The sequence below is a fragment of the Halobiforma nitratireducens JCM 10879 genome, from assembly GCF_000337895.1.
Taxonomy (GTDB): domain Archaea; phylum Halobacteriota; class Halobacteria; order Halobacteriales; family Natrialbaceae; genus Natronobacterium; species Natronobacterium nitratireducens.
In genome coordinates this window covers 12,144-34,541 of sequence record NZ_AOMA01000125.1, presented here as the reverse complement: position 1 = coordinate 34,541, position 22,398 = coordinate 12,144, and the positions used below count along the sequence as shown (strand labels likewise).

Below are 22,398 nucleotides of genomic sequence, written 5' to 3'. Positions count from 1 at the left end.
GTCTCAACGTAGTAGCTCTCGAGACGACGTGTCGATCGACCACGTGCCGTCTTCGTCCCCTCGTCGAAGCCGAACGCGTGCGATGACGAGCGAAAGATGCGAGTCGAAAACCGCGTACGGGGCCTGCAGCGGTCCGAGTCGATCTCGTTGACCGAGCATGACGAACCCGAGGAACGCAGCGGCCACAGCGCCACCGAGCACCGGCACCGTCGTCAGTAACCCGAGCAACGAGAGGGCGGCACCGCCGACCGAGAGCCACGGTGAGACGGAGAGAAACCACCAGTTGAAGGGAACGACGATCCAGCCGTAGAGCCCGTATCCTCCGAATATGTCTCGGTTTCTGTCCAATAATTGCAACAACCCCATCGCTCGACGGTCTTTTCTCTCGCGTCGGTCACGGATATCCGAGACGCCGACCTCCGTAAATTGCATTGCAGGGTCCATGAGAACGCGCTTTCCCCGTTTTCGAACCCCGATAGCGATCTCCGTATCGTCGGCCAGCGAGTCCTCTTCGATAGGGGCGAAGTACTCTTTGCGGAACGCGAAACACGGCCCGTGAACGATGAAGGTCGAATCGAGATGTGACTCTAGGGCCTGATTTCGAGCCTGCATGTCGCGGTACGATTCTTCGACATCGCTGTCGCCGAGCACCTCTTTTTGCCGACCGGTAACGGCACCGACCGACGGATCCTGGAGGTTCGCTACCGCATGTGTAATCGCGTCTTCGTGGAGACGGGAGTCACAATCGGTCCGGAAGATCACGTCGTGACTCGCGGCGTCGACTCCTCGATTGACCGCTCGAGCGACGCCACCTCGATCGGTTTCCTCGATGAGCCTCGACTCGGGGTGTTCTTTTCCCTCGAAAAAGTCGCGAACGACTGTTGCGGTATCGTCGTCGCTCGAGTCGACGACGACGATCTCCAACTCGTCAGCTGGATACTCGAGCGAGCAGAGCCGTTCGAGAGTGTTCCGAACGATATCGCTCTCGTTGTAGGTCGGCAGTACGATACTTACCGGTTCGACGGTGTCGTCTTTTCGGGCGGGGGAGCCGCTTGGAGAGGCGATTCGAAACCCGACGAGATAGAGCGCATACGGGATAGCAGCGACCACGAGGACGGCCAGCCCGATCCAGAGTAGCAGCATCGTCTCGCCGGTACGTCCGTTCGGACATAAATATTGACGAAGCGGCGGCTTCCACAGCCGGCTGTTGGTCCGGGTGGTTGCCGATCTCGAGATCGGGGAACGGTCCGCCAGAACTGGACTGACTTTCCGGCCCAGAAGGCTGTCACGTCGTCCGAAATACGATAGTCAGATGATAAAGTTTATTCACCGTATCCGTCTGGTGGGGGATAATGAGTAGCGATACTAAACGCGTCGGGGAGGAAACCGAAACGTCCCTCCTCGAGACGTGGAAAGACTGGTATCACATTCCCGTTTTGGGTGCTGTGATGCTGTTTATGTTCTGGGTGCGGACCCAGGCTTACGGTAATTTTGTTATCGAAGACGGAACCCCTGCGCTCGGCGGTATCGACTCGTGGTACCACTGGCGGACCGTCCAGTGGACCGCGGAGAACTATCCTTATACGATGCCCTACGAAATCTGGACCAGTTTCCCAACCGGCGAGTACGTCGGTCAGTTCGGGACCCTGTTCGACCAGATCATCGTAACGGTCGCGATGATCGTGGGGCTCGGAGAGCCGTCGACGCAGACGCTTTACACCGTTTCGCTGCTCGTCGTTCCAGCCATGGCGGCTCTCGTCGCCATACCCGTCTTCTACATGGGCCGTCGACTCGGCGGTACCATCGGGGGGATCGTTTCCGTCCTCGTTCTCGCGTTGATCCCCGGTCAGTTCCTCTCTCGAACGGTGACCGGCCAGGTCCAACACCACGTCGCCGAGATTCTGTTTATGGCGTGTACAGTGTTGGCCATGATGGTTGCCCTCCGCGTGGCCGAACGAGAACAACCGATATACGAACTCGTCGCCGATCAGGATTGGGACGCCCTCCGTGAGCCAACGATTTACAGCGCACTAGCTGGAATCGCTCTCACGCTCTACATCTGGGTCTGGCCGCCCGCCATCGTCTTGATCGGCATCCTTGCGGTGTTTTTCACCGTTCAGCTGTGTCTCGATTACGTCCGAGACGTGTCACCCGACCACGTCGCGTTCGTCGGCGCGGTAAGCCTCGGAGTAACGGCGATTCTCACTGCGCTTCTGATCGAACGCCCTGGCGTAAGCGTGACGAGTTTCAGTTATCTCCAGCCGATCAGTGCCCTTCTCGTCGCCATCGGCTGTGTCTTCATGGCCTGGTTCGCACGCCAGTGGAACGCGTACGATATCGATCGACGATACTATCCGGCAGCTATCGGCGGCCTCATCGTCGGCGCGTTCGTCGCGATGGCAGTAGTCGTTCCCGACCTGTACAGTACGCTCGTTGGAAACCTCACGAGCCGGCTGCTCCCGCTCGACCCGGGGACCGGTGCCCAGACGATTCAGGAGGCACAACCACCCGCCGACTTCGGTGCACACGTCTTCGACGAGTTCGGGACCGCGTTCTACACGATGCTCGCCGGACTCGGCTTCCTCGCGCTTCGTCCGTACTTCGGTCGTGAGTACCGGACCGAGTACACGCTGATCCTCGTCTGGTCGCTGTTCCTGATCAGTATGTCGGCGACCCAGATCCGGTTCGCGTACTACCTCGCGCTCGCCGTTGCAGTCGTCAACGCGGTCTTCGTCGCGGACATCGTTCGCCTCGTCGATCTGGACCTGCAAGCGGGCGTCAACTCGCTCAGAGAGGTCGAGACCTACCAGGTACTCGTCTTCCTGATGGTCGTCATGCTGCTTTTCGCGCCGCTTCTCCCGCCGGTCGCGGCCGACGACTCGACGGCGTGGGAGCGCGCCGACGGCGCGGGCCCGCATCCCGACTCCATCATCTGGGAGGACTCGAACCAGTGGCTGAACGAGAACACGCCGGAACCCGGCAACTGGGGTGAACACGAACGCGCCGACGAACTCGAGTACTACGGTACCTACGACCGTCCCGGAGACGAGAACTTCGACTACCCCGAGGGAGCGTACGGCGTCATGTCCTGGTGGGACTACGGCCACCTGATAACGGTACAGGGCGAACGGATCCCACACTCGAACCCGTTCCAGTCCGGAGCCACGTCTTCGTCGGCGTTCCTGACCGCCGAGTCCGAGGAGCGAGCCGAACTGATCCTGGATGCGATCGCCGCGGGCGAGTCGCCCGAAAACGAGAGTGTCGAGGAACTCGAGGACATGGTCGACGGCGAAGAGCTCGACGAGGAGATGCGGTACGTGATGATCGACGACCAGATGGCCGGTGGGAAGTTCGCTGCCATCTCGGCCTGGGCCGGCCCGGACTACGAACACTACACGACGCCGGCCGACCTCGAGCCAAACGAGCGGATCGACCGTGACGATGTCGAGGACCGCTTCGGCGACCTGCCGTACGACAACACGACGCTGTCCCAGCTGTACTTCGACGACGCGAGCGGGATGGAGAACTACCGACTCGTCCACGAGAACGACATCTACACGTCGACGTTCGTCAGCTACGCCGTGATCGAGGAGAGCACGGACGAAGTGTTGCTCGGCGAGGACGGCGACCCGCAGGTGTTCGTCAACCAGCGCGTCGATCAGAACACCCAACAGCAACTTCAGGCACTCGAGCGACAGCCGGAACTCGACTACGAACTCTTCGACGAACGACAGGGATCGGCAGTCAAGACCTACGAACGCGTCGAAGGGGCAACGATCACCGGGAGCGTCGACGCGGACATCGATGCCGACGACGCGACGGCGACCGCTGCCGTCGAACTCGAGACGCCGGGCGAACGCGAGTCGTTCACCTACGTTCAGGAGGCCGAACTCGAGGCCGACGGGAGCTTCGAGCTCACCGTGCCGTACGCGACGAACGACGAACTCGGTGTCGAGGACGGACACACGAACGCGAGTGTCGAAGCGACCGATGCGTACGATGTCGTCGTCGACGCACCGGACGAGGAACTCGTGTTCTACGAGGGCCAGACGGAGGTTCCGGAGTCCGCAGTCGTCCACGGTGAGACCGTCGACGTCGATCTCGAGGAAGTCGAAATCGAGGACCCGACTGACGAAACGGATGACGAACAAGCGAACGACGAAGAGACGGACGACGACACGGCAGACGACGAGACGGACGGTGAGACCGACGGGGACGACGAGTAACTAGCTTTTTTCGGCTTCTTGCAGTCTTTCTTCGTCCCGGATGTCCGGACTCCTGGCGTCTGGGACGAGCGCAGTCGTGTGCCTTCTGTTTTCGCTGTGACTAGTAACAACTGCAACGATTTGCACACTGATCGCCGATTCGTCTGGCGATCAGGTGCACACTGACGTGTAGTGGCTACTATAGCTCGAGCGAGCAGTTCCGATTGCTGATCCGTCGCTGTTTGGCCAGCCGAACACGCCGAGTCACCAGTTGGTCGTGGGGAGAGTCGGTTTTCGAGACGTATCCGCGTTCTCTCGCCACATCATTCCATACTAATAACATATGGAAGTATAAGATAATTTGATTACCTTTGGAAACAACCGATAGAATGTAATGTCCGACGCAGACAGCATGTCCGACTACCTCGCACAGCACCCACGAATGATCGGCGTCCTGTTCACGCTGTTCGTCCTTCTGAGTCAGGCAGGAACGGCGGCAGCGTCCACTGCATCCGAGGTTGGACCATAACAGTTCATCCACGTCAACTGCCACCAGAATAGCCGTATCGATACTACAGTACAACTGATTCCTTACTCGAGCGGAGTCGATCCGACACCGTGAAACCAGCGTAGTTCTCCGTTCAGACGAACTGGCGGTTCGTTCCACGTGAAGTACTCCTGAAGCGACTGCCGATCGACTTCGGTGAAGGTCGTCTGTCCGGGGCCAAGGTGGCGATCAGACACTGTCGGTAACGTCGACTCAGTCGCTGTTCCGAGTCTAAACTCTTTGGTCGAATACGACTGTACGGCGAAGGCGTACCCGTCTGCTCGGCGGTCGAGTTCGATCAGTGCTGGCGCACCGCCGTCGGACTGGGCGATGTCGGTCGATCCGTCGCCGATAATGAGATACTGATCCCCGAGCGACGCGTTCTCGCGAGCGATGTCGACGGCCCCGCGAAGTGGGAACCCCTGGTTCAACAGCCGGGCCATCGTCTCGCCTGCCTCGACGGCCAGTTCGTTTTCGACGTCGCTGTAGGTGCTGACGCCGCCGTAGGCTCCCCGTCGAGTCATCGCGAGTCCCTGTTCGTAGGACTGGCAGGCGTTCAGGAAGAACACGCTGACGTCGACCGACTCGAGGTCCCGAACGTCGAGTTTGCCGTCCGAACAGCGCAGTCCGTCGGGTGTCGCGTGACCGATGTAATGGAAAAAGTCGTAATCCTCGTCGGTCAGAAGCGTGGCCAACCGGTCCGTGTCGACGCCGAACTCCGAGTCGACGTCGAACGGCACTCGTTCGTGGTTCCCGTAGGTTTCGTCCAGTAGGTCGTGCTCCTCTATCATCCGAACGTCGTTACAGACCAGCAGGATGTCGATCGATTCTTTCCGAGAGCCCCGTCCGAGCTGGTTTCGGTACGCTTCGACGGTCGCTTTCGAGGCTCCCCGTGGAATCGCATCGCAGAACCAGGCGTGTTCGACCGATTCGCTCGTAACGTCGGGCTCGACGAGCGAGGGAGCATCGTCCGTCGGATTCGGGGCCCGATCGAGGGTCAGAGCACCGTCGGTCGCTGCACGTGCGAGTTGACCGTCCGACTCCGGGGTCGGAACCGAGGCCGCCTCGAGATCGGAGCCGGGACCGGCGGCAGGTCGTTCGGTTCCCCGCGCCGTCCGGACGATGCCGAGTTCGTTGATCAGAAACGGCAGGAGTTCGACGGTCTCGGGTTCGGCCGGGACGTGAGCGGTAAGCGGCCACCGCGGGACGTGTGGCTCGAGGCGGTCATAGGACACCTCGAGGTAGCGCTCGACTCGTACGGACAGCGGCGCGTCGTACAGTTCCTCGATGTCGAACGGGAGTTCGTCCTCGAGCGCTGCTCGCTCGTGAAGATCGTCCCGAAAGATGCCCTCCGTCCGGGTGAGACAGTCGAGGAGGAAGAACCGCTTGAGCAAGCGTGCGACGGCGTCTTCGAACGCGTCGCCAGCAGGGAGCGGATACTCGAGGTCAGCCGTGAGAAGCGCGGGTTCCGACGAGACGCGTTCGTCCGGTCCGGTTCCAGTTCCGGGTTGGGCCTGCGCTCGGATGTCTTCACCAGCGTCGTCACGTCCGTTCTCGAGTTCCGCAGTACGAACGTCTGCCCCGAGGAAAAACGCAAGCGATGCCGCCGAAAACAGCGCAGAGCGGTTCGGCGGGATCACTATCGTCACGTCCGAGTCCGGACGCTGTTGCTCGATCTCGGGTGGAATCTCGAGGCGGTCGCCGAGTTCGATCAGGGGCGGGTGACCCCGGAGGGTCGGCCAGGTACGTTCGGGGGAGGTCGTCTTCAGCGCGGAAGCCGCAGCGGAGACGGCCGACAGCATCGACTCGAGATCGGTCGTGGTCGTAATCGTGCCCGCGGGTCGATCGTGTAGCGAGCGGGCACCGACGACCGTCGTCGTCTCCTCCTCGAGGGAGATGCGCAGCGACGTGACCTGTCGTTTGATCGTTCCGCTCGCGTCGATTCTGAAATAGAGCTTTATCGGGCCACTGACTCCCAGGAACTTCGTTTCTTCGTCGATCCGAGCGGTCTCTCCCATCTCGAGTATATCGACGGTGACGCCTTCGGCGTCGTGGAGTTTGACAGCGTACGGCTGGTCGAACACGAGTTCGTCGGTGTCGATCCGACACGTCGTGTCGACGGGAAACGGGAACTCCGCTGGAAGCGTGGTGCCGTCGTCGGTCGCGGCGTCGGTGTCGGTCGGCAGGGAGGGCGTCGAACCCGTTCCGATGCGGAGTCGCCGCTGCTCGATCGAGTCGTACACCTCGATCCCCGGCGGGTTCGTCGTCGCGTCGAAGTCGATCATGAGTGAGAGCCGTCGTCGATGACGGAACTATTCGGCTGCACGACCAAAAAGGGTTCTTCACTGCCCTGGGGTTGTCGGTCCGTTCCCCGATCTTCGATAGCAACACGCTCGGCGACGGGTTCGGTTCCCGGGCCTACGACCCCGAATCCGGTTCTCGGTCCGGTCGTGCTTCCAGCCTCGCGTCGGCGTCGGTGTCGTGGTTCACCGGTAGCTCGGTGGGCCCGTTCGCGTCGAACGATACCGCCGCGAGCTCTCGAAACGCCGCCGGGGGAATCAGTGGGTCGAGTGCGCTCGGATTTCGGCCAGTGCCGTCGGCCTCGAGTTCGATGCGCTCGAGAACACCGCGCTCGGCGAGTTCGTAGAGGAACCGTTTGACGGTTCCTGTCGTGAGCGACGAGCGTTCGGCGACGGCGTTGGCGAGATCGCCGATCGGCGTCGTCGTCACGTCGAGATCGAGCGAGACCAGGTGAGCGAGGGCCTGCTGACGCGTCTCCGACAGCGCAAGCGCCCGGTCGACGTGGACGCCGTTCTCGTGAACGTCCATACGGCCGTACTCGAGGTGGCGTTCGGTAATCCGATCGGCGTCTTCACGCTCTGCGACCGTGGTCGCGACGAACAGTGCGGCCAGCGCGTCGTGGGCGTTTCCGTCGGCCCACTCCGCTAGGGTTCGGATAGATTCGTGATCGAAGCCGCCCGCCACCAGCCCGGACGACGCGCGGTCGGTGACGATGTCGACGAGTTCGTGGCTCCGGTAGGCCGGCAGCGAGACGGTTGCGCCGCCCCAGTCGTCGGGTTTGTGGCGTCCAACTGCGACTGTCGCGATGCTGTCTGTCACGTCGGCGACCTTCAGCAGGTCGCGAACGCGGCCGTAGTCGAGCGTCTCGGGTTCGTCGTGGTGATCGATCGCGACGACCGCCTGCCGGTTCCCAGCCAACCGGTCCTGGACCCGCGCTTGCAGGTCGTCGGTCCCGATTCCACTTTCGGGGACCGGTTCCGGCGACAGAACGTCGAGAACTGACCGATAGAACGAGAACTCGCTGTCGACGCGACGACCGTCGACGTGGACGAACCAGGCCGTCGGTTCCGACGGTCTGGCACGCGTCGTCGTGCCGACCGCTCCACCCGCTCCGCCGAACCGATCGTTCAACGCGTCGAACAGGGCAACGACCAGGGCCGACGTACCGGCACCGTGTGGACCGATAACGGCAAGCGGCGGCGGCAGATCGCCGTCGAAAACCGGCTCGAGAGCGTCGAGAAGTTGCTCGAGTGCCGGCCCCCTGCCGACGGGTTCACTCCGATGGACGGTCGGCGCGAGGAGGTCCCGATCGACGGCCAGTTGACGGTCGCCGTGTGCGTTGTGCCGGCGATCGATCCGGTCGCGGAGGTTCATTTATTCCCGTCGGGACCCCCGTCGGTCGCCACCGGCCGCCCCTGGCTCTCACTGCCCGTAGTCAGCGCTGCTTCGAGTACCTCGAGCGTGTGCGTGATTTCGTACCCGGTTCCGTGACCCATCTGCATCGAACAGGTCGGACACTCGGTGAGTCCGGCCTCGGCATCTGCAGTTTCCATGTGTTCGAACATTTCCTCGCCGATCTTCATGGAAGTATCGTAGTGTTCTTCCTTCCAGCCGTAGGTGCCCGAGATGCCGGAACAGGAGTCGCCCACGTCGTGAACGTCGACGCCGTCGATCGGCGAGAGTACTTCACGGGTCTGTCCAGCGAGGCCCTGATTGCGGGCGTGACAGGGCGCGTGGTAAGCGAAGTCCTCCATTCCCTCGACGTCCGCGACGCTCGTTCCCTCGAGTTCGGTTTTCAGGTCCTCGTGTACCCGCAGGTACTCGACGGCGTCCCAGGTGTTTTCGGCTACGTCGTCGATGCCCTCGATATCGAATAGTTCGGGATACTCCTGGCGAAGCGACATCGAACAGGAGCTACACGAAGCGATCACGTCGGCACCGTCCTCGATGGCGGCCGCGAGCTCTTCGACGTTGGTCTCGGCGGCCCGGCGCGCGTCCGCGAGCATGCCGTTTGCAAACATCGGCGTGCCGGAACAGCGCTGTTCGGGGATCATAATCTCGTAGCCGAAGTGTTCGTACACCCGGACGAGAGCCTTCGCTACCTCGGGCGTGTTGTAGTTGGCATAGCAGCCGTGGAAGTAAGCGATGCGCTTTTCCGTTCCCTCTTCGCCGCGTTCGGCACGGGCCTGCTTGGCTCGCTCCCTCGAGGTTTCGTTGCCGCCGCGTTTGGCCCACCAGGCGTGGAACGTCTCGGTCGCGAAGTCGGGGAACTCCCGCTCGCTCGTAACCCCGAGTAGCTTCTCGCCGAGCCAGCGGACCGGCGACAGCCCCATGACGAAATTCGAGGTCCGGGGGAACATGGCAGCAAGCGGCGCAAGCCGCCGGTAGTTTGCGAGCATCCGGTTGCGCCAGTACTCCCGCGAGAGCTTGTTCATCTGCTCTTCGACGTACTCCCCGCGGGCCGTGTTGTGCATCTGCGAGAGAGGAACACTCGAGGGGCAAGCGCTGTCACAGCGCATGCAGTTCGAGCACTTCATCACCGAGTCGTCGACGTCTTTGTCCTCTTGACGTTTGAGCCGCCACTGTTCGGGACCCTGGAACTTCGGTCCGGGGAACTCGTCGTCGACCTCGGCGACGGGACAGTTCGTGTCGCAAGTCGAGCACTTGTAACAGTCGTCGGCCCCGGGCCGGAGGTCCATCTCCTCGCTCTCGGGAAAGACGTCGACCGGTTCGAACTCCTCCTCAGGGCCGGCGGTTCCGACGCCGCCGGCGCGCTCGAGGTTGGTCTCGTCGTTCGTGTCGGTGCTGCTCGTCTCGTCGATCGGTCGTTCGGCGTCGCTCATTGCGTTCCAGTTACCTCCGCGTCGCTTGCGTTCGCGTTCGCGTTCTCACTCGCCCCGTTTGCATCCGCGTTTCTCGTTTCGGCTACCCGTTCGGCCGCACGCCGTCCCGCCAGATACCCGGTCGCGATCGAGACGCCCGAGCCGGATTTTTCGGCCGCGTAGTCGTAGCCGCCGAGCACGGCTCCCGCGGCCCGCAGGTTGACGAACTCCGGATCGCCGTCACCGTCGAGCGGCCGCAACCCGTCGTCCGGGACGACGCCGAACCGGGCGAACGGGTGATCGCCGAACGCGTCCTCGCTGAACCAGTCGTACCGGTCCGTCGCGTGAGGAACGTGACAGTCGAAGATCGGTTCGGTCACTCGCTCGCGGTTCGAGCCGATTCCTTTGCCGACCAAGCCGCCCGTCGCGAGGACGTACTCCGTCGCTCGGTGAGGGAGCTTCGCGCCGTTGCGGTCGACGACGACGCGGTCGATCCGCCGGCTGTCGCCCTCGCTCTCGTCGGTCTCGTAGTCGATCACCGGGACGCCGGATCGCACCTCTACGCCTGCGGACTCGAGTGTGGCGTACAACCGATCCTCGAGACGCAACCCCGGGAGGCTCGGCGGCCCCATCGGCACCTCGAAGACGTCGACGCCGAGGGCCTCCTCGAGGGTGGCTCGAACGTCGTCGGGATGATCGTCACCCAACACGGCAGGGAAACCGACCCGCGACTCTCCCTGGATGTGGGGTTCGACGGCGGCCGCGAGTGCTTCGCGAGCACCCGTTTCGCCGCTGTCGGTCGGGACGGCCTCGTCGTGATCCAACAGATGGGCGTACCGAGTCACCTTCGCGTCGTCCCGGACGATACCGGGGAACGACAGCGTCACGCCACGGGCCTCGAAGGGAGCGCCCGCGGCCTCGAGGTGGGCAGCCGCAAGCGGCGCTTCCAGGCTCGGCAGGGTCTCGAAGCCGACCAGCAGCACGTCCCGTGGGTCGCTTGCCAGCCCCGCAGCCGTCGACGTCGGGTAGCGTGCAGTCGGCTTGACGCTCCCGCCGTGAGTCGGAACGAGCGCGTTGTCGTCGGTGTGAGCGCCGACGTAGTCGTCGCCGAGCATCTCGTCGAAGAACGCAAGTGCCTCGCGGACGGTGTCGACGCCGACGGTTCGGTAGGGATGGCTCTCCGGGAGTTGCGGTATCGCCTCGAACGGATCGACGACGGGCCCCTCGAGGGCCGTGCCTGCGCCCGCCTTTTGTTCGTTCTCTTCGTCTGTGCCGGTCGTACCCGCGCTCGCAGGCAGATAGCCCAGCACGTCGATGAGTCCGCTCGCACTGCGCAACGTACTCTGTTTGTGGGTGACGAGCCGAACGTCAGCGCCGCCGTCGGCCGCCGACAGCGCCGCGGTCACGCCGGCGATGCCGCCCCCGATCACGAGCACGTCGTCTTCGATCGCCATCTCAACGGCCCTCCCCGCCGTCTGTGCGGCGGTTCGCGGCGGTTCCAGTTGCCGTGTCGGGCCCCGAATCGAAGGCTTCGAACTCGAGGCTATCCTCGACCCCTGCGGGGTCCGCATCGCGGTTCAACGTCGTCGCGTGCAAGGCGTAGCTCAACATCGCCTGCGAGAGCTGTTCGCCCCACAGCGCGTGACGCTGTCCCTTCCAGCGTTCCTGGTAGAGTTCATCGAGTGCCGCTCGTGCTGTCGGTTCGTCGTACTCGGGGTGGAGTTCGTGAGCCATCTTCTGGGTGCAGAAGCCGCCCTGGCAGTTCCCCATCGACGCCCGCGTGCGGATACGAACCGAGTTCAGGTCCGAACCCGACTGCTCGATGGCGTCCTGTATTTCGGCGCGGGTGACTCCCTCGCAGGTACAGATCACCGGGTTCGCTTCGTCGGTCTCGAGGACCTCTCGTGAGCGACTGCCGAGTCGCTGCTTGCTCCGGCGGGCGATCGGCGACCGCAGACCGAAGTCGTCCATCGCGTCCTCGAGTTCGGCGAGGTTCTCGCTGCCGGGCAGGGCTTCGTCGGCCGTGTGACAGCGTGTGTCGACACCGAGCTCGTCACAGACGTGGTCTGCGATCTCCTCGGCCATCGCGCGGTAGGTAGTGAACTTGCCGCCGACGATGCTTGCGATGCCGGCGACGCCGTCCCGCTCGTCGTGATCCAGCAGGAAGAAGTCCCGCGTGATGTCCGTCGGGTCCTGTGTGCCGGTTCCCGGCGGCTCGTAGAGGGGCCGGACGCCCCAGAACGAGCGGACCGTCCGTGCCTCCTCGAGGATGGGAACGAGCTCCGTGAGGGTGTCGATCATCTGGTCGACTTCCCACTGCTCTTCGGGGTAGTCGTCCGGGTCCTCGACTTCTTCGTCCGTCGTCCCGAGGATCGCCGTCGTCTCGTGTGGGACGATGATGTCGGCGTCGCCTTTCGGCCGGCAGCGGTTGACGACCGTGTCGACCTGCCGGACGTTCATAATCGTCATCACGCCCTTCGAGGGCCGGACCTCGATGTCCAGGTCCGCCATCGCGCCGATCTGCCCGGCCCACGCGCCGGTCGCGTTGACGACGTACTCGGCCGTGATCTCCTCGGTCGTTCCCGGTGTTCGATGGGTCCGTTTCCCCGGCCCGGAGTCGTGGCGTACCTCGACGCCGTAGACGTCGTCGCCCTCGCGAAGCAGGTCGATCACCTCGGCGTGGGTCTCGACCCGCGCGCCGTGGCGCTCGGCGTCGACGGCGTTGGCGACACAGAGCCGGAACGGGTCGATTGCGCCGTCGGGGACCTCAATCGCTCTATCGATGTCTTTCGCGAGGTACGGTTCGATCTCGCGGGCTTCCCGCCCCGAGAGGACCTGGGCCGGAATATCACAGTCCCGACACCCCTCGAGTTTCTTTTGGAAGTATTCGTCGGAGTCTTCGGGCCGTTTGACGAACAGCCCGCTGGTCTCCTCCACGCAGTGTCCCGCGATCTCGCGCAGGACTCGATTCTCTTCGATGCACTCCCGCGCGCTCGCCTGATCCGAGACGGCGTATCGGCCGCCGCTATGGAGCAGGCCGTGCATTCGGCCGGTCGTCCCGTCGGTGAGGTTGCCCCGTTCGACGAGGGTGACGTCGAGGCCGCGCATCGCCAGGTCCCGAACGATGCCACAGCCCGTCGAGCCGCCCCCGAGAACGAGGACGTCCGTATCCCGTGCCATTCCTTCATTGGAGGATTAGTCGCCCGCATCTTTATTTTATCGACGGCGGCGCAGCCATTGTTACGAATCTGTACAGTCAACCCCTTAATGAGTTCACCAGGTGTAACCGGATCGTGATGCTACACACGATCTCCGACCGACCTAGAGGGGTCTGCTACCGGTAATCAGTTTTGGTAGTTGGTGGCGTTCAGCGGTAACATTTATTATGATCGTTACTCACGTTTACTCCTAAGTCAAGGCCATCGATAAAGTATGGTCTGGCTTGGTGATTTCCAATGACAGCACGAACGTACGTTGGCGCGGTCGACCAGGGCACGACGGGGACACGGTTCATCGTCTTCGACCACGAAGGGCAGGTGGTTTCGAACGCCTACGAGAAACACGAACAGATCTACCCGGAGCCGGGCTGGGTCGAACACGACGCGATGGAGATCTGGGAGAATACCAAGACGGTCATCTCGGACGCACTCGCACAGGCCGAGATCGAGGCCGACCAGCTCGAGGCCATCGGCGTCACCAACCAGCGCGAGACGACGGTGTTCTGGGACGCCGAGACCGGCAAACCGGTCTACAACGCCATCGTCTGGCAGGACCGACGAACGACCGAACGCGTCGAACAACTCGAGGAAGAGGGGAAGGTCGACGAGATCCGCGAGAAAACCGGTCTCGAGGCCGACGCCTACTTCTCTGCAACGAAAGCCGAGTGGTTACTCGAGGAAGGCGACCCGATCAAGATGGAACGCGCCCGTCCGGAGGACGTTCGCGATCGCGCCGAGCAGGGCGAGATCCTGTTCGGAACGATCGATACGTGGTTGATCTACAACCTCACTGGCAACCACATCACCGAGGTCACGAACGCCTCGCGGACGATGCTGTACAACATCCACGACCTCGAGTGGGACGACGACCTCCTCGAGGAGTTCTCCGTCCCGCGGGAGATGCTACCGGAGGTGCGCCCCTCCAGCGACGAAGAGACCTACGGGACGACCGACCCCGACGGGTTCCTCGAGGCCGAGGTCCCCGTCGCGGGCGCGCTGGGTGACCAGCAGGCCGCGCTGTTCGGTCAGACCTGTTTCGACGCCGGCGACGCGAAGAACACCTACGGCACCGGTTCGTTCTTCCTGATGAACACCGGCAACGAGGCCGTCGAGTCAGACCACGGCCTGCTGACGACGATCGGCTTCCAGCGCTCGGGTGAGGACGTCCAGTACGCCCTCGAGGGATCGATCTTCGTCACCGGTGCCGCGGTCGAGTGGCTCGAGGACGTCGATCTGATCGACGACCCCTCCGAAACCGCGGAGCTGGCCCGCAGCGTCGACTCGACCGACGGCGTCTACGTCGTCCCCGCGTTCACGGGACTGGGCGCACCACACTGGGACCAGCGCGCACGCGGGACCATCGTCGGCATGACTCGTGGCACCCGGAAAGAACACATCATCCGTGCGACCCTCGAGTCGATCGCCTACCAGACCCGAGACGTGGCGGAGGCGATGGAAGCCGATTCGGGCATCGACATGACGAGCCTGAAAGTCGATGGCGGCGCGGTCAAGAACAACTACCTCTGTCAGCTTCAGTCCGACATCATCGGCTCGGAGATTGCCCGTCCCGTCGTCGACGAGACGACGGCGCTGGGATCGGCCTACGCTGCCGGCCTGGCCGTCGGCTACTGGGACGACCTAGAAGAGCTGCGGAACAACTGGCAGATCGACCGGGAGTTCCAGCCCGATCCCGACGAGAACGTCGACGCGAGGTACGACCGCTGGATGGACGCAGTCGACCGTTCGCTCGATTGGGCGCGCGATGGTGGTGACTAACGATGGCGGTGGAGGGTGCACTCGCGGCTGACCTCGTGTTGCAGGTGAGTTACGATCCAGGGTCGTTCACAGACGTAATCGAAGCCCTCAGCGATCCGGAAATCTGGCTCGGTGCCGCCGCCGGTGGGGCCTTCGGAGCGGCGCTCGGTGCACTGCCGGCGTTCATCTTCACTGGCTTCCTCGTTACCATCGGCGTGTTCGGCGGCGAGGCAGCGGACGGGATCGGCGTCGACCTCGGCTTCGGTCCAGTGTTCGGTCCGCACGTCGCGTTCGCCGCGGGTGCTGCAGCTGCCGCGTACGCCGCGAAAAAGGGCACGATGCAATCCGGGTTCGACTACCACAACGGGAAAGACATCACGTTCGCGCTGGGTAGTCGACCCGATATTCTGGCCGTCGGTGCGGCGTTCGGTATGTTCGGCATGGCGCTCGAACAGACACTCCGGCATCTCGCGGTGCCGACCGATCCGATCGCGTTTACCGTCGTCGCAAGCGCGTTCCTACACCGGATCGTGTTCGGGTACAGCATCGTCGGCGTCGTCAGCGACAAAGCCGACGGCTACTTCGACATGACCCCGTTCGAGCGCGAAGAGTACAGAGAGCCCGGTGAGGTCGTGGCCGACGGCGGCATGGCGGCCGAAGACCGGCTCGCTGTCGAGCCGTGGCTTGGCGAGATGTACAAGTGGTCCCACGTCGCCACGATCGGGCTGTTCGCCGGACTCGCGTCGGCGTACATGACCTTGCAGACGGGGAGTCCGTTCATCGGGTTCGGTATCAGTGCCGCGACCCTGCTGTTCCTGAACCTGGGAATCGAGCGGATTCCGGTTACCCACCACATGACGCTCCCCGCAGGGACGGTCTATCTCGCGGCAGTTGCGCCCGGGGGTGCAGTCCTTGCCGGGTTGAGTTCCGGGGCGGCGGTGTTTATCGCCGGCCTCTTCGGCCTCCTCGGTGCGCTCATCGGTGAGGCGTTCCAGCGGGTCTTCTACGCCCACGGGGACACCCACGTCGACCCGCCTGCCGCATCGATCTTCATCACGCACACACTCATCTGCGGACTGGTGTTCCTGGGCATCTTCCAGACCGGCGTCTGGGTGCCCGGCTTCACCGGCTGATCGAACCGGTCCGATCGAATCGGCCGTTCGCCTCTTTTTTTGACAGCATCGGTCGACGACCGTCGGCGTAGCAAGGCGAATAGCTAAACTCCTGGTCGTGGTACGGCTAGTCTGATCTACAGATGTCTGGGTTCGATACCATCCTCTACCCGGCCGACGGAAGCGAAGGCGCGGGCGTGGCACTCGAGAAGGTACGCGACCTGGCCGAGACGTACGACGCGACTGTCCACGTGCTCCACGTGGTCGATACGTTACATCCAGCGTTCGGGCTCGGCGAGGACCCGAACAGAGAATCCAGTCCTGGAATGGTGGGCGATCCCCAGGGTGCGGATACGCCGATGGGCGGCGACCGCGAGTCACCCAAAGAGATTCGAGCGGAGGCAGAAGAGTACGGTGAGAACGTCGTCAAAGACGCCGTCGGACGACTCCCCGATATCGACACGCACGGTGTCGTCCGGAGCGGCACTCCCCACAAGATCGTCCTCGAGTACGCCGACGCAAACGACATCGACCTGATCGTAATGGGGACACACGGACGGACCGGCCTCGAGCGCTACCTGATCGGCAGCCTGACCGAGAAAGTCGTTCGAGCGTCCGACGTACCGGTGCTGACCGTTCCAGTCGCGGACGCGGCGTAACGGCCACCCGACCGAGTCGCGGTCCACCGAGTCGATCCCAGAGTCCGAACTCGAGACCGTCGTGGCTCGCCGACACTGAACAGTTAAGCGGGTTCGGCAGCGTGCTGTTGGTATGGCGGAACAGCAGATCGACGAGTCGGTTCTCAAAGCCGACAAGTGGAGCAGGATCGTCGCCTTGTTTCTCGCGATCGGGACCTTTCTACTCGCCGAACAGTTGACCGGCGAGGTTCAGTTCAACATGATCGTCGCGGCGTTTGCCGGCATCGGGGTCCGTCTCTACATTCCGTACCACGCCAGTATTAGAGTCACCGACCCCGAAGACGGGTCGATTCAGGACTACGAGGGTACCGGAAACTACCATCAGGGTGCGGTCGGTGCAGCGGTGGTGATCGCCTCCGCTATGGCACTCGCGGTCATGGTGTCGAAACCGAACTCCACCCAGGCGTACCTCGCTGGTGGTGGTGTCGGGCTCGTCTCGTTCGTGCTTCTCAGATACGTTCTCCCATCGTGAGAGGCTGGTTCCGAAGCAGCCGTACGGCCGGTCGAGACAACAACGTTATGTGATCGCACTGAATCGGAGTACCCATGCTCGAGCGATTCGGCATCGAGTCCCGCGATCTTCGCAATCTCGTCGTCGTCGCCGCGATCGTGGCGGCGATGACGACGTTGCAGGTCGACGAGACCGTCGTCGTCAGCCTCGTCGTCGGTCTCGTCGTCGGTCTCGTCAGTGCGGTCGTCTTCTTGGTGGTGACGATCCTTATCAACGCCGTCAAACCCGCGTACTAGCGATCGAAGGGGACGTGACGGAATGACTCGCCCGACAAACATCGCACAGACTGAGAGAAAAATCGCGTTACCAACAACTGTTAGGTGAGGGGATTCTCACCTCCGGTATGGACTCCGATCCGCCGCTCGTGTTGGACATCGATGGCACCCTCACTCGACCCGACGGGTGGGGTATCGACCCGAGGGTGTTCGACCCGCTCCGGAAGTGGGACGCGCCGGTCGTCGTCGCGACCGGGAAAGCGTTTCCCTATCCCGTTTCACTCTGTCACTTCGTCGGCATTCCGGAACTCGTCGTCGCCGAGAACGGCGGCGTCGTCTACACCGGTGACGACGTCTTCTTCACCGCGGACCGCGAGGCCGCCCAGGCCGTCGCCGAGGAGTACCGTGCGGCCGGCTACGACCTGGGCTGGGGCGACGAAGACACGGTCAATCGCTGGCGTGAAACCGAGATCGCCGTCAGCTTAGACCAGCCCGTCGAACCGCTCCGGGAGATCGCCGCCGACTACGGCCTCGAGGTGATCGACACCGGCTACGCCTTCCACGTCAAAGACGCCGAACCGAACAAGGGCGACGGGATCGAACGGATCGCCGCCCACGTCGGGTTCGACCTCGCGGATGCGGTTGCGGTCGGCGACTCGATCAACGACGTCTCGACGTTCGAACGGGTCGGTCGGAGCTTCGCGGTCGCGAACGCCGACGAGGCGGCGACGACAGCCGCCGACGAACTGCTCGAGGACGCTCACGCCGACGGAACCCTGGCGGTCCTCGAGCGGGTTCGAAGGGGCGAGTAGCTGCTTCGCCCTGGGGTCGCGTGTGTCGCCGCTCTCAGAACGTTTTTGCCCCGGCCGGCCAACTAGGCAGTATGATGTTCGACGCCTTCGTGGCCGTCCTCGGCGTCGTGGGGACGGCTGGGCTCTTCGCCGGCACCTACTGGGATGCGAACCGTGTTCCCGTGTCGCGGCCGCTGCTGTGGGCCGCGGCCGTTGCCGGCGCGTTCGCCGTCGGAGTCGGACTCCATCTCTTCGCGACGGTGCCGACGACTGGCATCATTATGACTGCGAACACGGGGCTCGTGCTGTACGGCTTCGAGCGCGAGGTGACGACCGAAGACGACGATGCGTCCGAACCCGGCAGGCTCCCGGAGCAGTAGCTGTGGAGTGAAAGAGCGCTCGCCCGTGAACCTCGCCGTTCCACGGGCTCCGTCGAACGCGGAGGTTTTTGTCGTCGAAGGCATAGGCCGTCAGCAATGAGCGATTCCGACGGGAGTCCGAGTCAGCCCAGTCAGGTCGACTCGCCGGACTACCACAGCGAGAACCACACGGCAGCCCAGACCTGCGGCTGGACGGCAAACGCCTTACGCGGCGAGGGCAAGTGCTACAAGAACATCTGGTACGGAATCGAGTCCCATCGCTGTATCCAGATGACGCCCGTCGTCAAGTGCAACGAGCGATGTGTCTTCTGCTGGCGGGACCACCAGGGCCACGCCTACGAGTTAGACGACGTCGAGTGGGACGACCCCGAAGCAGTCGTCGACGCTTCCATCGAACTCCAGAAGAAGCTCCTTTCGGGATTCGGCGGCAACGACGAGGTCCCGCGCGAGGTCTTCGAGGAGGCGATGGAGCCTCGCCACGTCGCCATCTCGCTGGACGGCGAACCGACGCTGTACCCCTACCTGCCCGAACTCATCGAGGCCTTCCACGAGCGGGATATCACCACCTTCCTCGTTTCGAACGGAACCAACCCGGACGTTCTCCGGGAGTGTGAGCCGACCCAGTTGTACGTCAGCGTCGACGCTCCCGAACGCCACACCTTCGACGAAGTTGTCAAGGCAGTCGAAGACGACGCCTGGGAACGCCACCTCGAGACGATGGATGTCCTGGCCGACAAGGATGAAACCCGGACCGTTCTCCGGACGACGCTGATCAAGGGAGAGAACATGCACCACCCCGACTGGTACGCGGGCTTTTACGGGCAGGCCGATCCGGACTTCGTCGAGTTGAAGGCGTACATGCACGTCGGCCACTCTCGCGGACGCCTCGACCGCTCGTCGATGCCCGACCACGAGGAGGTCGCAGCGTTCGCCCGTTCCGTCGGCGAACACATGCCCGAGTTCACCGAGATCAAAGAGGTACCGCCTTCCCGAGTCGCCCTGCTCTCGAAGACCGGCGACACCTGGGTTCCCAAGCTGAAGAAAGACAGCGAGTTCTGGGAGCGAGACTCGGTCACTGGCACAGCTGACGACTGATACTGTAACGATTTCCTGGCACAACCGCCACCGGGTGCGTTGCGACGGAAACGACCGACAGGAAACCGTATGTGGTGGACGCCTGTCGGTCGGTTGCCAGACTCGAACACCGCACAGTCGAGCCGGGAAGCCGATAGGTCGACCGTGTGGGGTGGGTCGTTGGACGGCGTTCCACCAAAACCGCAGTCACTCCGGGTTTCCCGACGGTTCTCCGAATCGGCTGTCCGTCGATCACTCCCGCCTGATCCCGTTCAGGGACCGCTTGTACTGGCCGTACCGTCGACAAGGACGGCCTGAACCGTCTAGATGGCGAGAATTTTTATAGTAGGGTCGTTCCAACTCGAGACCGAGTGAGTCTTCGATCGTTCATCGAGTCGGCGGGGTCTCCCGATCACGCGATTGCGATCGTCGGTGACGAGTCGGCCGACCCGCTGACCGGAATGCTCGCCCAGACGTTCGACGAGAGTCCCATCGCCGTACAGCGTGACGGTGAGAGCGATCTCGTCGATCCCGCGACGATGGACGATCCGGACGCGGACGTCGCCGTGCTCCTGGAAGACGGGACGCCGGTGGCCGCTTCGCCACTGCCGGAGCTGTACGAGTCGATCCTGGCGATCAACTCCGATCTGTTCGTCACCGGCGCTCGCGGCCTCGAAGACGTCGAACTGCCGGATTTGCTCGCGAATCTCGACGAGACGCGACTCCGCCTTCGCGGCTATCCGTTAGCTCACAAGGAGAAGCTTCTGTTGATCGTCATTTCCCGGTACATCGAGCGCCAGGCGTGGGCAGCCGCGGGCGGTACGCTTCGATCGTCGTTTCAGACCCTCTCCCGGCTCAACGACGAAGTGGGAACACGAAGGGTATACCAGAAACTCGATCGTGCCCCGGTGGAGGTTCACGTCTACGGCGTTCCCGACGGCGGCCGGCCGGACCTCGACGTGACGATGCACACGGGCCACGACCACGAGTACCGGAAGGGATGGTTCGTCGTCCACCGACCGTCCGACCCGGATGCAGCCGACGAGACGCCCGCGGCGCTGGTCTCGTACGAAACCGAACCGCGGGTCTGGGACGGGTTCTGGACGTTCGACGCCGACCGGGTAGCCAGGATCGACGAGTACGTCGCGACGGGGCTGTGAGCGGACCGCCGGAGAACGACCGCGGTCGCCGGCTTCCGACATCGGTGCGTTTTTCCCCCACAGGCCGAACCATCGGGTACGGAGTAAACGATCGGAAACAGCATCACGGCTTTGTGATGCATACCACATTCGATACGCTTTTGGGTGGATAGTCCGAAGTCGCCAGTATGTCAGTGACAACGGAGTCCGCCGTCGGCCCCGACGAACTCGCCGTGTTGAAGCTTCTCGCACTCGAGGGTGGGCTCGCGGGTGACGTCAAGGTCTCCTGCTCACAGCTCGCGGATCGCCTCGAGGCGTCCAACCAGACTGCTTCGCGGCGGCTCCAGCGTCTCGAGTCGGAGGCCCTCCTCGAGCGCGACACCGTCAGCGACGGCCAGTGGGTTGCGATCACCGACGACGGCGAACGGGCCCTCCGCGCAGAGTACGAGGATTACCGCCGCGTGTTCGAAAGCGACGCCGAGGTGGAACTCGAGGGTGTCGTCACGAGCGGGATGGGAGAGGGTCGCCACTACATCTCGCTGTCGGGCTACCAGCGACAGTTCGAGGATCGACTCGGCTACGAACCATTCCCGGGCACGCTGAACGTCGACCTCCGGGACGACAGCGTCCGCCGGCGCAGCGCCATTTCGTCGCTCGAGCCGGTGCCGATCGACGGCTGGGAAGACGAAGAGCGCACCTACGGCCCCGCCGTCTGCTACCCCGCGACGATCGAAACGGGCGACGGGCGGACTTACGAGAAAGCACACACGATCGCCCCCGAGCGAACCCACCACGACGAGGACCAACTCGAGGTTATCGCCCCCGACAAACTCCGGGAGGAACTCGACCTGGAAGACGGAGAGCACGTCACCGTCTCGGTGGGTGATCGCCGATGACCGGAACCGACCGTCACGTACGTTCCCGCGGATCGAACCCACAGACGTCGACGACCGCCACCGTCGACCGCGCCCTCGAGTCGCTGCAGGCCGGCGAGCCGATCCTCGTCCACGACGCGGCCGACCGCGAGGGGGAGACGGACCTGATCTACCACGCCGACGCGGTGACACCCGAGGCCGTCTCCCGCCTGCGAAACGACGCCGGCGGGCTGGTCTGTGTCGCGCTCGGTCACGGGATCGCCGAGGCGTTCGACCTGCCGTTCTACACCGAGGAGATCGACCACCCCGCCGCTGGGAGCCACGACCTGGGATACGACGAGCGCTCCTCGTTCTCTCTGACGGTCAATCATCGGGACACTTACACCGGGATTACTGACAACGACCGCTCGCAGACGATCCGGGCGCTCGGTTCGGCCGCGGCCGCTCCCGAAGAGACGGCGTTCAGCGACGAGTTTCGGGTCCCCGGACACGTTCACCTACTGAAGGCGGCTCCGGAACTGCTCGAGCAACGCGAAGGACACACCGAACTGGGCGTCGCGCTCGCTGAAGCCGCCGATCTCCCGCCGGCGGTTGTCGTCTGCGAGATGCTCGACGACGAAACCGGCGACGCCCTCTCGCCCGTCGACGCCCGAACCTACGCGGAGCGTCACGACTTTACCTACCTCGAGGGCCGGGACGTGCTCGAACGACTCGAGTAAGCCGAGTTCCTCCTCTCACACGGCTTACTGTAGTCA

The 22,398-nt window shown here is 63.4% G+C and carries 19 protein-coding genes; 13 read left to right on the top strand and 6 right to left on the bottom strand.

The features are described from left to right. Positions 1-3: 3 nt before the first annotated feature. The gene (locus C446_RS12410) at positions 4-1,143 is read right to left on the bottom strand and encodes a glycosyltransferase (protein WP_006673458.1); all 1,140 of its coding nucleotides are present in this window, start codon (positions 1,141-1,143) and stop codon (positions 4-6) included. Positions 1,144-1,352: 209 nt separating this feature from the next. Here C446_RS12410 and C446_RS12405 point away from each other — a divergent pair, with 209 nt between their 5' ends. After that, a complete protein-coding gene (locus C446_RS12405) occupies positions 1,353-4,226 on the top strand; it encodes an oligosaccharyl transferase, archaeosortase A system-associated (RefSeq protein ID WP_006673457.1) in 2,874 nt (957 codons plus the stop codon). Positions 4,227-4,599: 373 nt separating this feature from the next. After that, positions 4,600-4,734: a DUF7503 family protein gene (locus C446_RS20285; RefSeq protein ID WP_006673456.1), complete on the top strand. Its 135-nt coding sequence runs from the start codon at positions 4,600-4,602 to the stop codon at positions 4,732-4,734. Positions 4,735-4,796: 62 nt separating this feature from the next. Here the strand turns inward: C446_RS20285 and C446_RS12400 are convergent, their stop codons facing one another. The 5 genes from C446_RS12400 to glpA form a co-directional block, all read right to left on the bottom strand. Continuing rightward, positions 4,797-7,037 (bottom strand): hypothetical protein, encoded by a 2,241-nt coding sequence (locus tag C446_RS12400; RefSeq protein ID WP_006673455.1) that lies wholly within the window; start codon positions 7,035-7,037, stop codon positions 4,797-4,799. Between the two features lie 133 nt (positions 7,038-7,170). Then, the gene (locus C446_RS12395; protein ID WP_006673454.1) at positions 7,171-8,427 is read right to left on the bottom strand and encodes a Cdc6/Cdc18 family protein; all 1,257 of its coding nucleotides are present in this window, start codon (positions 8,425-8,427) and stop codon (positions 7,171-7,173) included. After that, positions 8,424-9,896 (bottom strand): anaerobic glycerol-3-phosphate dehydrogenase subunit C, encoded by a 1,473-nt coding sequence (locus tag C446_RS12390; protein ID WP_006673453.1) that lies wholly within the window; start codon positions 9,894-9,896, stop codon positions 8,424-8,426. The genes C446_RS12395 and C446_RS12390 overlap by 4 nt, the downstream gene beginning before the upstream one ends. After that, entirely contained in the window at positions 9,893-11,329 is a 1,437-nt protein-coding gene (glpB, locus tag C446_RS12385; RefSeq protein WP_006673452.1) for a glycerol-3-phosphate dehydrogenase subunit GlpB, read from the bottom strand. The genes C446_RS12390 and glpB overlap by 4 nt, the downstream gene beginning before the upstream one ends. A 1-nt stretch (position 11,330) precedes the next feature. Then, complete coding sequence (gene glpA / locus C446_RS12380; protein ID WP_006673451.1) at positions 11,331-13,055, bottom strand: anaerobic glycerol-3-phosphate dehydrogenase subunit GlpA; 1,725 nt, start codon at positions 13,053-13,055, stop codon at positions 11,331-11,333. Between the two features lie 275 nt (positions 13,056-13,330). On the opposite strand from glpA, the gene glpK reads away from it, so the two are divergent. From glpK to ribB, 11 genes are all read left to right on the top strand, one after another. After that, positions 13,331-14,869 (top strand): glycerol kinase GlpK, encoded by a 1,539-nt coding sequence (glpK, locus tag C446_RS12375; RefSeq protein ID WP_006673450.1) that lies wholly within the window; start codon positions 13,331-13,333, stop codon positions 14,867-14,869. A gap of 2 nt (positions 14,870-14,871) precedes the next feature. Then, a complete protein-coding gene (locus C446_RS12370; protein ID WP_049920205.1) occupies positions 14,872-15,981 on the top strand; it encodes a hypothetical protein in 1,110 nt (369 codons plus the stop codon). A gap of 122 nt (positions 15,982-16,103) precedes the next feature. Beyond that, the gene (locus C446_RS12365; protein WP_006673448.1) at positions 16,104-16,619 is read left to right on the top strand and encodes a universal stress protein; all 516 of its coding nucleotides are present in this window, start codon (positions 16,104-16,106) and stop codon (positions 16,617-16,619) included. 112 nt (positions 16,620-16,731) lie between these two features. Further along, positions 16,732-17,130: a hypothetical protein gene (locus tag C446_RS12360; protein WP_006673447.1), complete on the top strand. Its 399-nt coding sequence runs from the start codon at positions 16,732-16,734 to the stop codon at positions 17,128-17,130. 74 nt (positions 17,131-17,204) lie between these two features. Continuing rightward, a complete protein-coding gene (locus C446_RS12355) occupies positions 17,205-17,405 on the top strand; it encodes a hypothetical protein (RefSeq protein ID WP_006673446.1) in 201 nt (66 codons plus the stop codon). Positions 17,406-17,512: 107 nt separating this feature from the next. Further along, entirely contained in the window at positions 17,513-18,196 is a 684-nt protein-coding gene (locus tag C446_RS12350) for an HAD-IIB family hydrolase (protein ID WP_006673445.1), read from the top strand. Between the two features lie 71 nt (positions 18,197-18,267). Continuing rightward, positions 18,268-18,555: a hypothetical protein gene (locus C446_RS12345; RefSeq protein ID WP_006673444.1), complete on the top strand. Its 288-nt coding sequence runs from the start codon at positions 18,268-18,270 to the stop codon at positions 18,553-18,555. A 96-nt stretch (positions 18,556-18,651) separates the two neighbouring features. Further along, complete coding sequence (gene twy1 / locus C446_RS12340) at positions 18,652-19,650, top strand: 4-demethylwyosine synthase TYW1 (protein WP_006673443.1); 999 nt, start codon at positions 18,652-18,654, stop codon at positions 19,648-19,650. A 350-nt stretch (positions 19,651-20,000) separates the two neighbouring features. After that, positions 20,001-20,789, top strand: a complete 789-nt coding sequence (locus C446_RS12335; RefSeq protein WP_006673442.1) for a hypothetical protein — start codon at positions 20,001-20,003, stop codon at positions 20,787-20,789. Positions 20,790-20,956: 167 nt separating this feature from the next. Further along, the gene (locus tag C446_RS12330) at positions 20,957-21,664 is read left to right on the top strand and encodes a DUF120 domain-containing protein (RefSeq protein WP_006673441.1); all 708 of its coding nucleotides are present in this window, start codon (positions 20,957-20,959) and stop codon (positions 21,662-21,664) included. Beyond that, on the top strand, positions 21,661-22,362 hold the full coding sequence (gene ribB, locus C446_RS12325; protein WP_006673440.1) for a 3,4-dihydroxy-2-butanone-4-phosphate synthase: 702 nt from the start codon (positions 21,661-21,663) through the stop codon (positions 22,360-22,362). The genes C446_RS12330 and ribB overlap by 4 nt, the downstream gene beginning before the upstream one ends. Positions 22,363-22,398 lie beyond the last annotated feature (36 nt).

What these genes read in the sequence shown, in the direction of transcription:
- C446_RS12390 (WP_006673453.1), bottom strand. Translation starts at nt 9,896, where the DNA reads ATGAGCGACGCCGAACGACCGATCGACGAGACGAGCAGCACCGACACG.
- C446_RS12350 (WP_006673445.1), top strand. Translation starts at nt 17,513, where the DNA reads ATGGACTCCGATCCGCCGCTCGTGTTGGACATCGATGGCACCCTCACT.
- glpB (WP_006673452.1), bottom strand. Translation starts at nt 11,329, where the DNA reads ATGGCGATCGAAGACGACGTGCTCGTGATCGGGGGCGGCATCGCCGGC.
- C446_RS12360 (WP_006673447.1), top strand. Translation starts at nt 16,732, where the DNA reads ATGGCGGAACAGCAGATCGACGAGTCGGTTCTCAAAGCCGACAAGTGG.
- C446_RS12410 (WP_006673458.1), bottom strand. Translation starts at nt 1,143, where the DNA reads ATGCTGCTACTCTGGATCGGGCTGGCCGTCCTCGTGGTCGCTGCTATC.
- C446_RS12405 (WP_006673457.1), top strand. Translation starts at nt 1,353, where the DNA reads ATGAGTAGCGATACTAAACGCGTCGGGGAGGAAACCGAAACGTCCCTC.
- C446_RS20285 (WP_006673456.1), top strand. Translation starts at nt 4,600, where the DNA reads ATGTCCGACGCAGACAGCATGTCCGACTACCTCGCACAGCACCCACGA.
- C446_RS12370 (WP_049920205.1), top strand. Translation starts at nt 14,872, where the DNA reads ATGGCGGTGGAGGGTGCACTCGCGGCTGACCTCGTGTTGCAGGTGAGT.
- ribB (WP_006673440.1), top strand. Translation starts at nt 21,661, where the DNA reads ATGACCGGAACCGACCGTCACGTACGTTCCCGCGGATCGAACCCACAG.
- C446_RS12345 (WP_006673444.1), top strand. Translation starts at nt 18,268, where the DNA reads ATGATGTTCGACGCCTTCGTGGCCGTCCTCGGCGTCGTGGGGACGGCT.
- twy1 (WP_006673443.1), top strand. Translation starts at nt 18,652, where the DNA reads ATGAGCGATTCCGACGGGAGTCCGAGTCAGCCCAGTCAGGTCGACTCG.
- C446_RS12395 (WP_006673454.1), bottom strand. Translation starts at nt 8,427, where the DNA reads ATGAACCTCCGCGACCGGATCGATCGCCGGCACAACGCACACGGCGAC.
- glpK (WP_006673450.1), top strand. Translation starts at nt 13,331, where the DNA reads ATGACAGCACGAACGTACGTTGGCGCGGTCGACCAGGGCACGACGGGG.
- glpA (WP_006673451.1), bottom strand. Translation starts at nt 13,055, where the DNA reads ATGGCACGGGATACGGACGTCCTCGTTCTCGGGGGCGGCTCGACGGGC.
- C446_RS12365 (WP_006673448.1), top strand. Translation starts at nt 16,104, where the DNA reads ATGTCTGGGTTCGATACCATCCTCTACCCGGCCGACGGAAGCGAAGGC.
- C446_RS12355 (WP_006673446.1), top strand. Translation starts at nt 17,205, where the DNA reads ATGCTCGAGCGATTCGGCATCGAGTCCCGCGATCTTCGCAATCTCGTC.
- C446_RS12330 (WP_006673441.1), top strand. Translation starts at nt 20,957, where the DNA reads ATGTCAGTGACAACGGAGTCCGCCGTCGGCCCCGACGAACTCGCCGTG.
- C446_RS12400 (WP_006673455.1), bottom strand. Translation starts at nt 7,037, where the DNA reads ATGATCGACTTCGACGCGACGACGAACCCGCCGGGGATCGAGGTGTAC.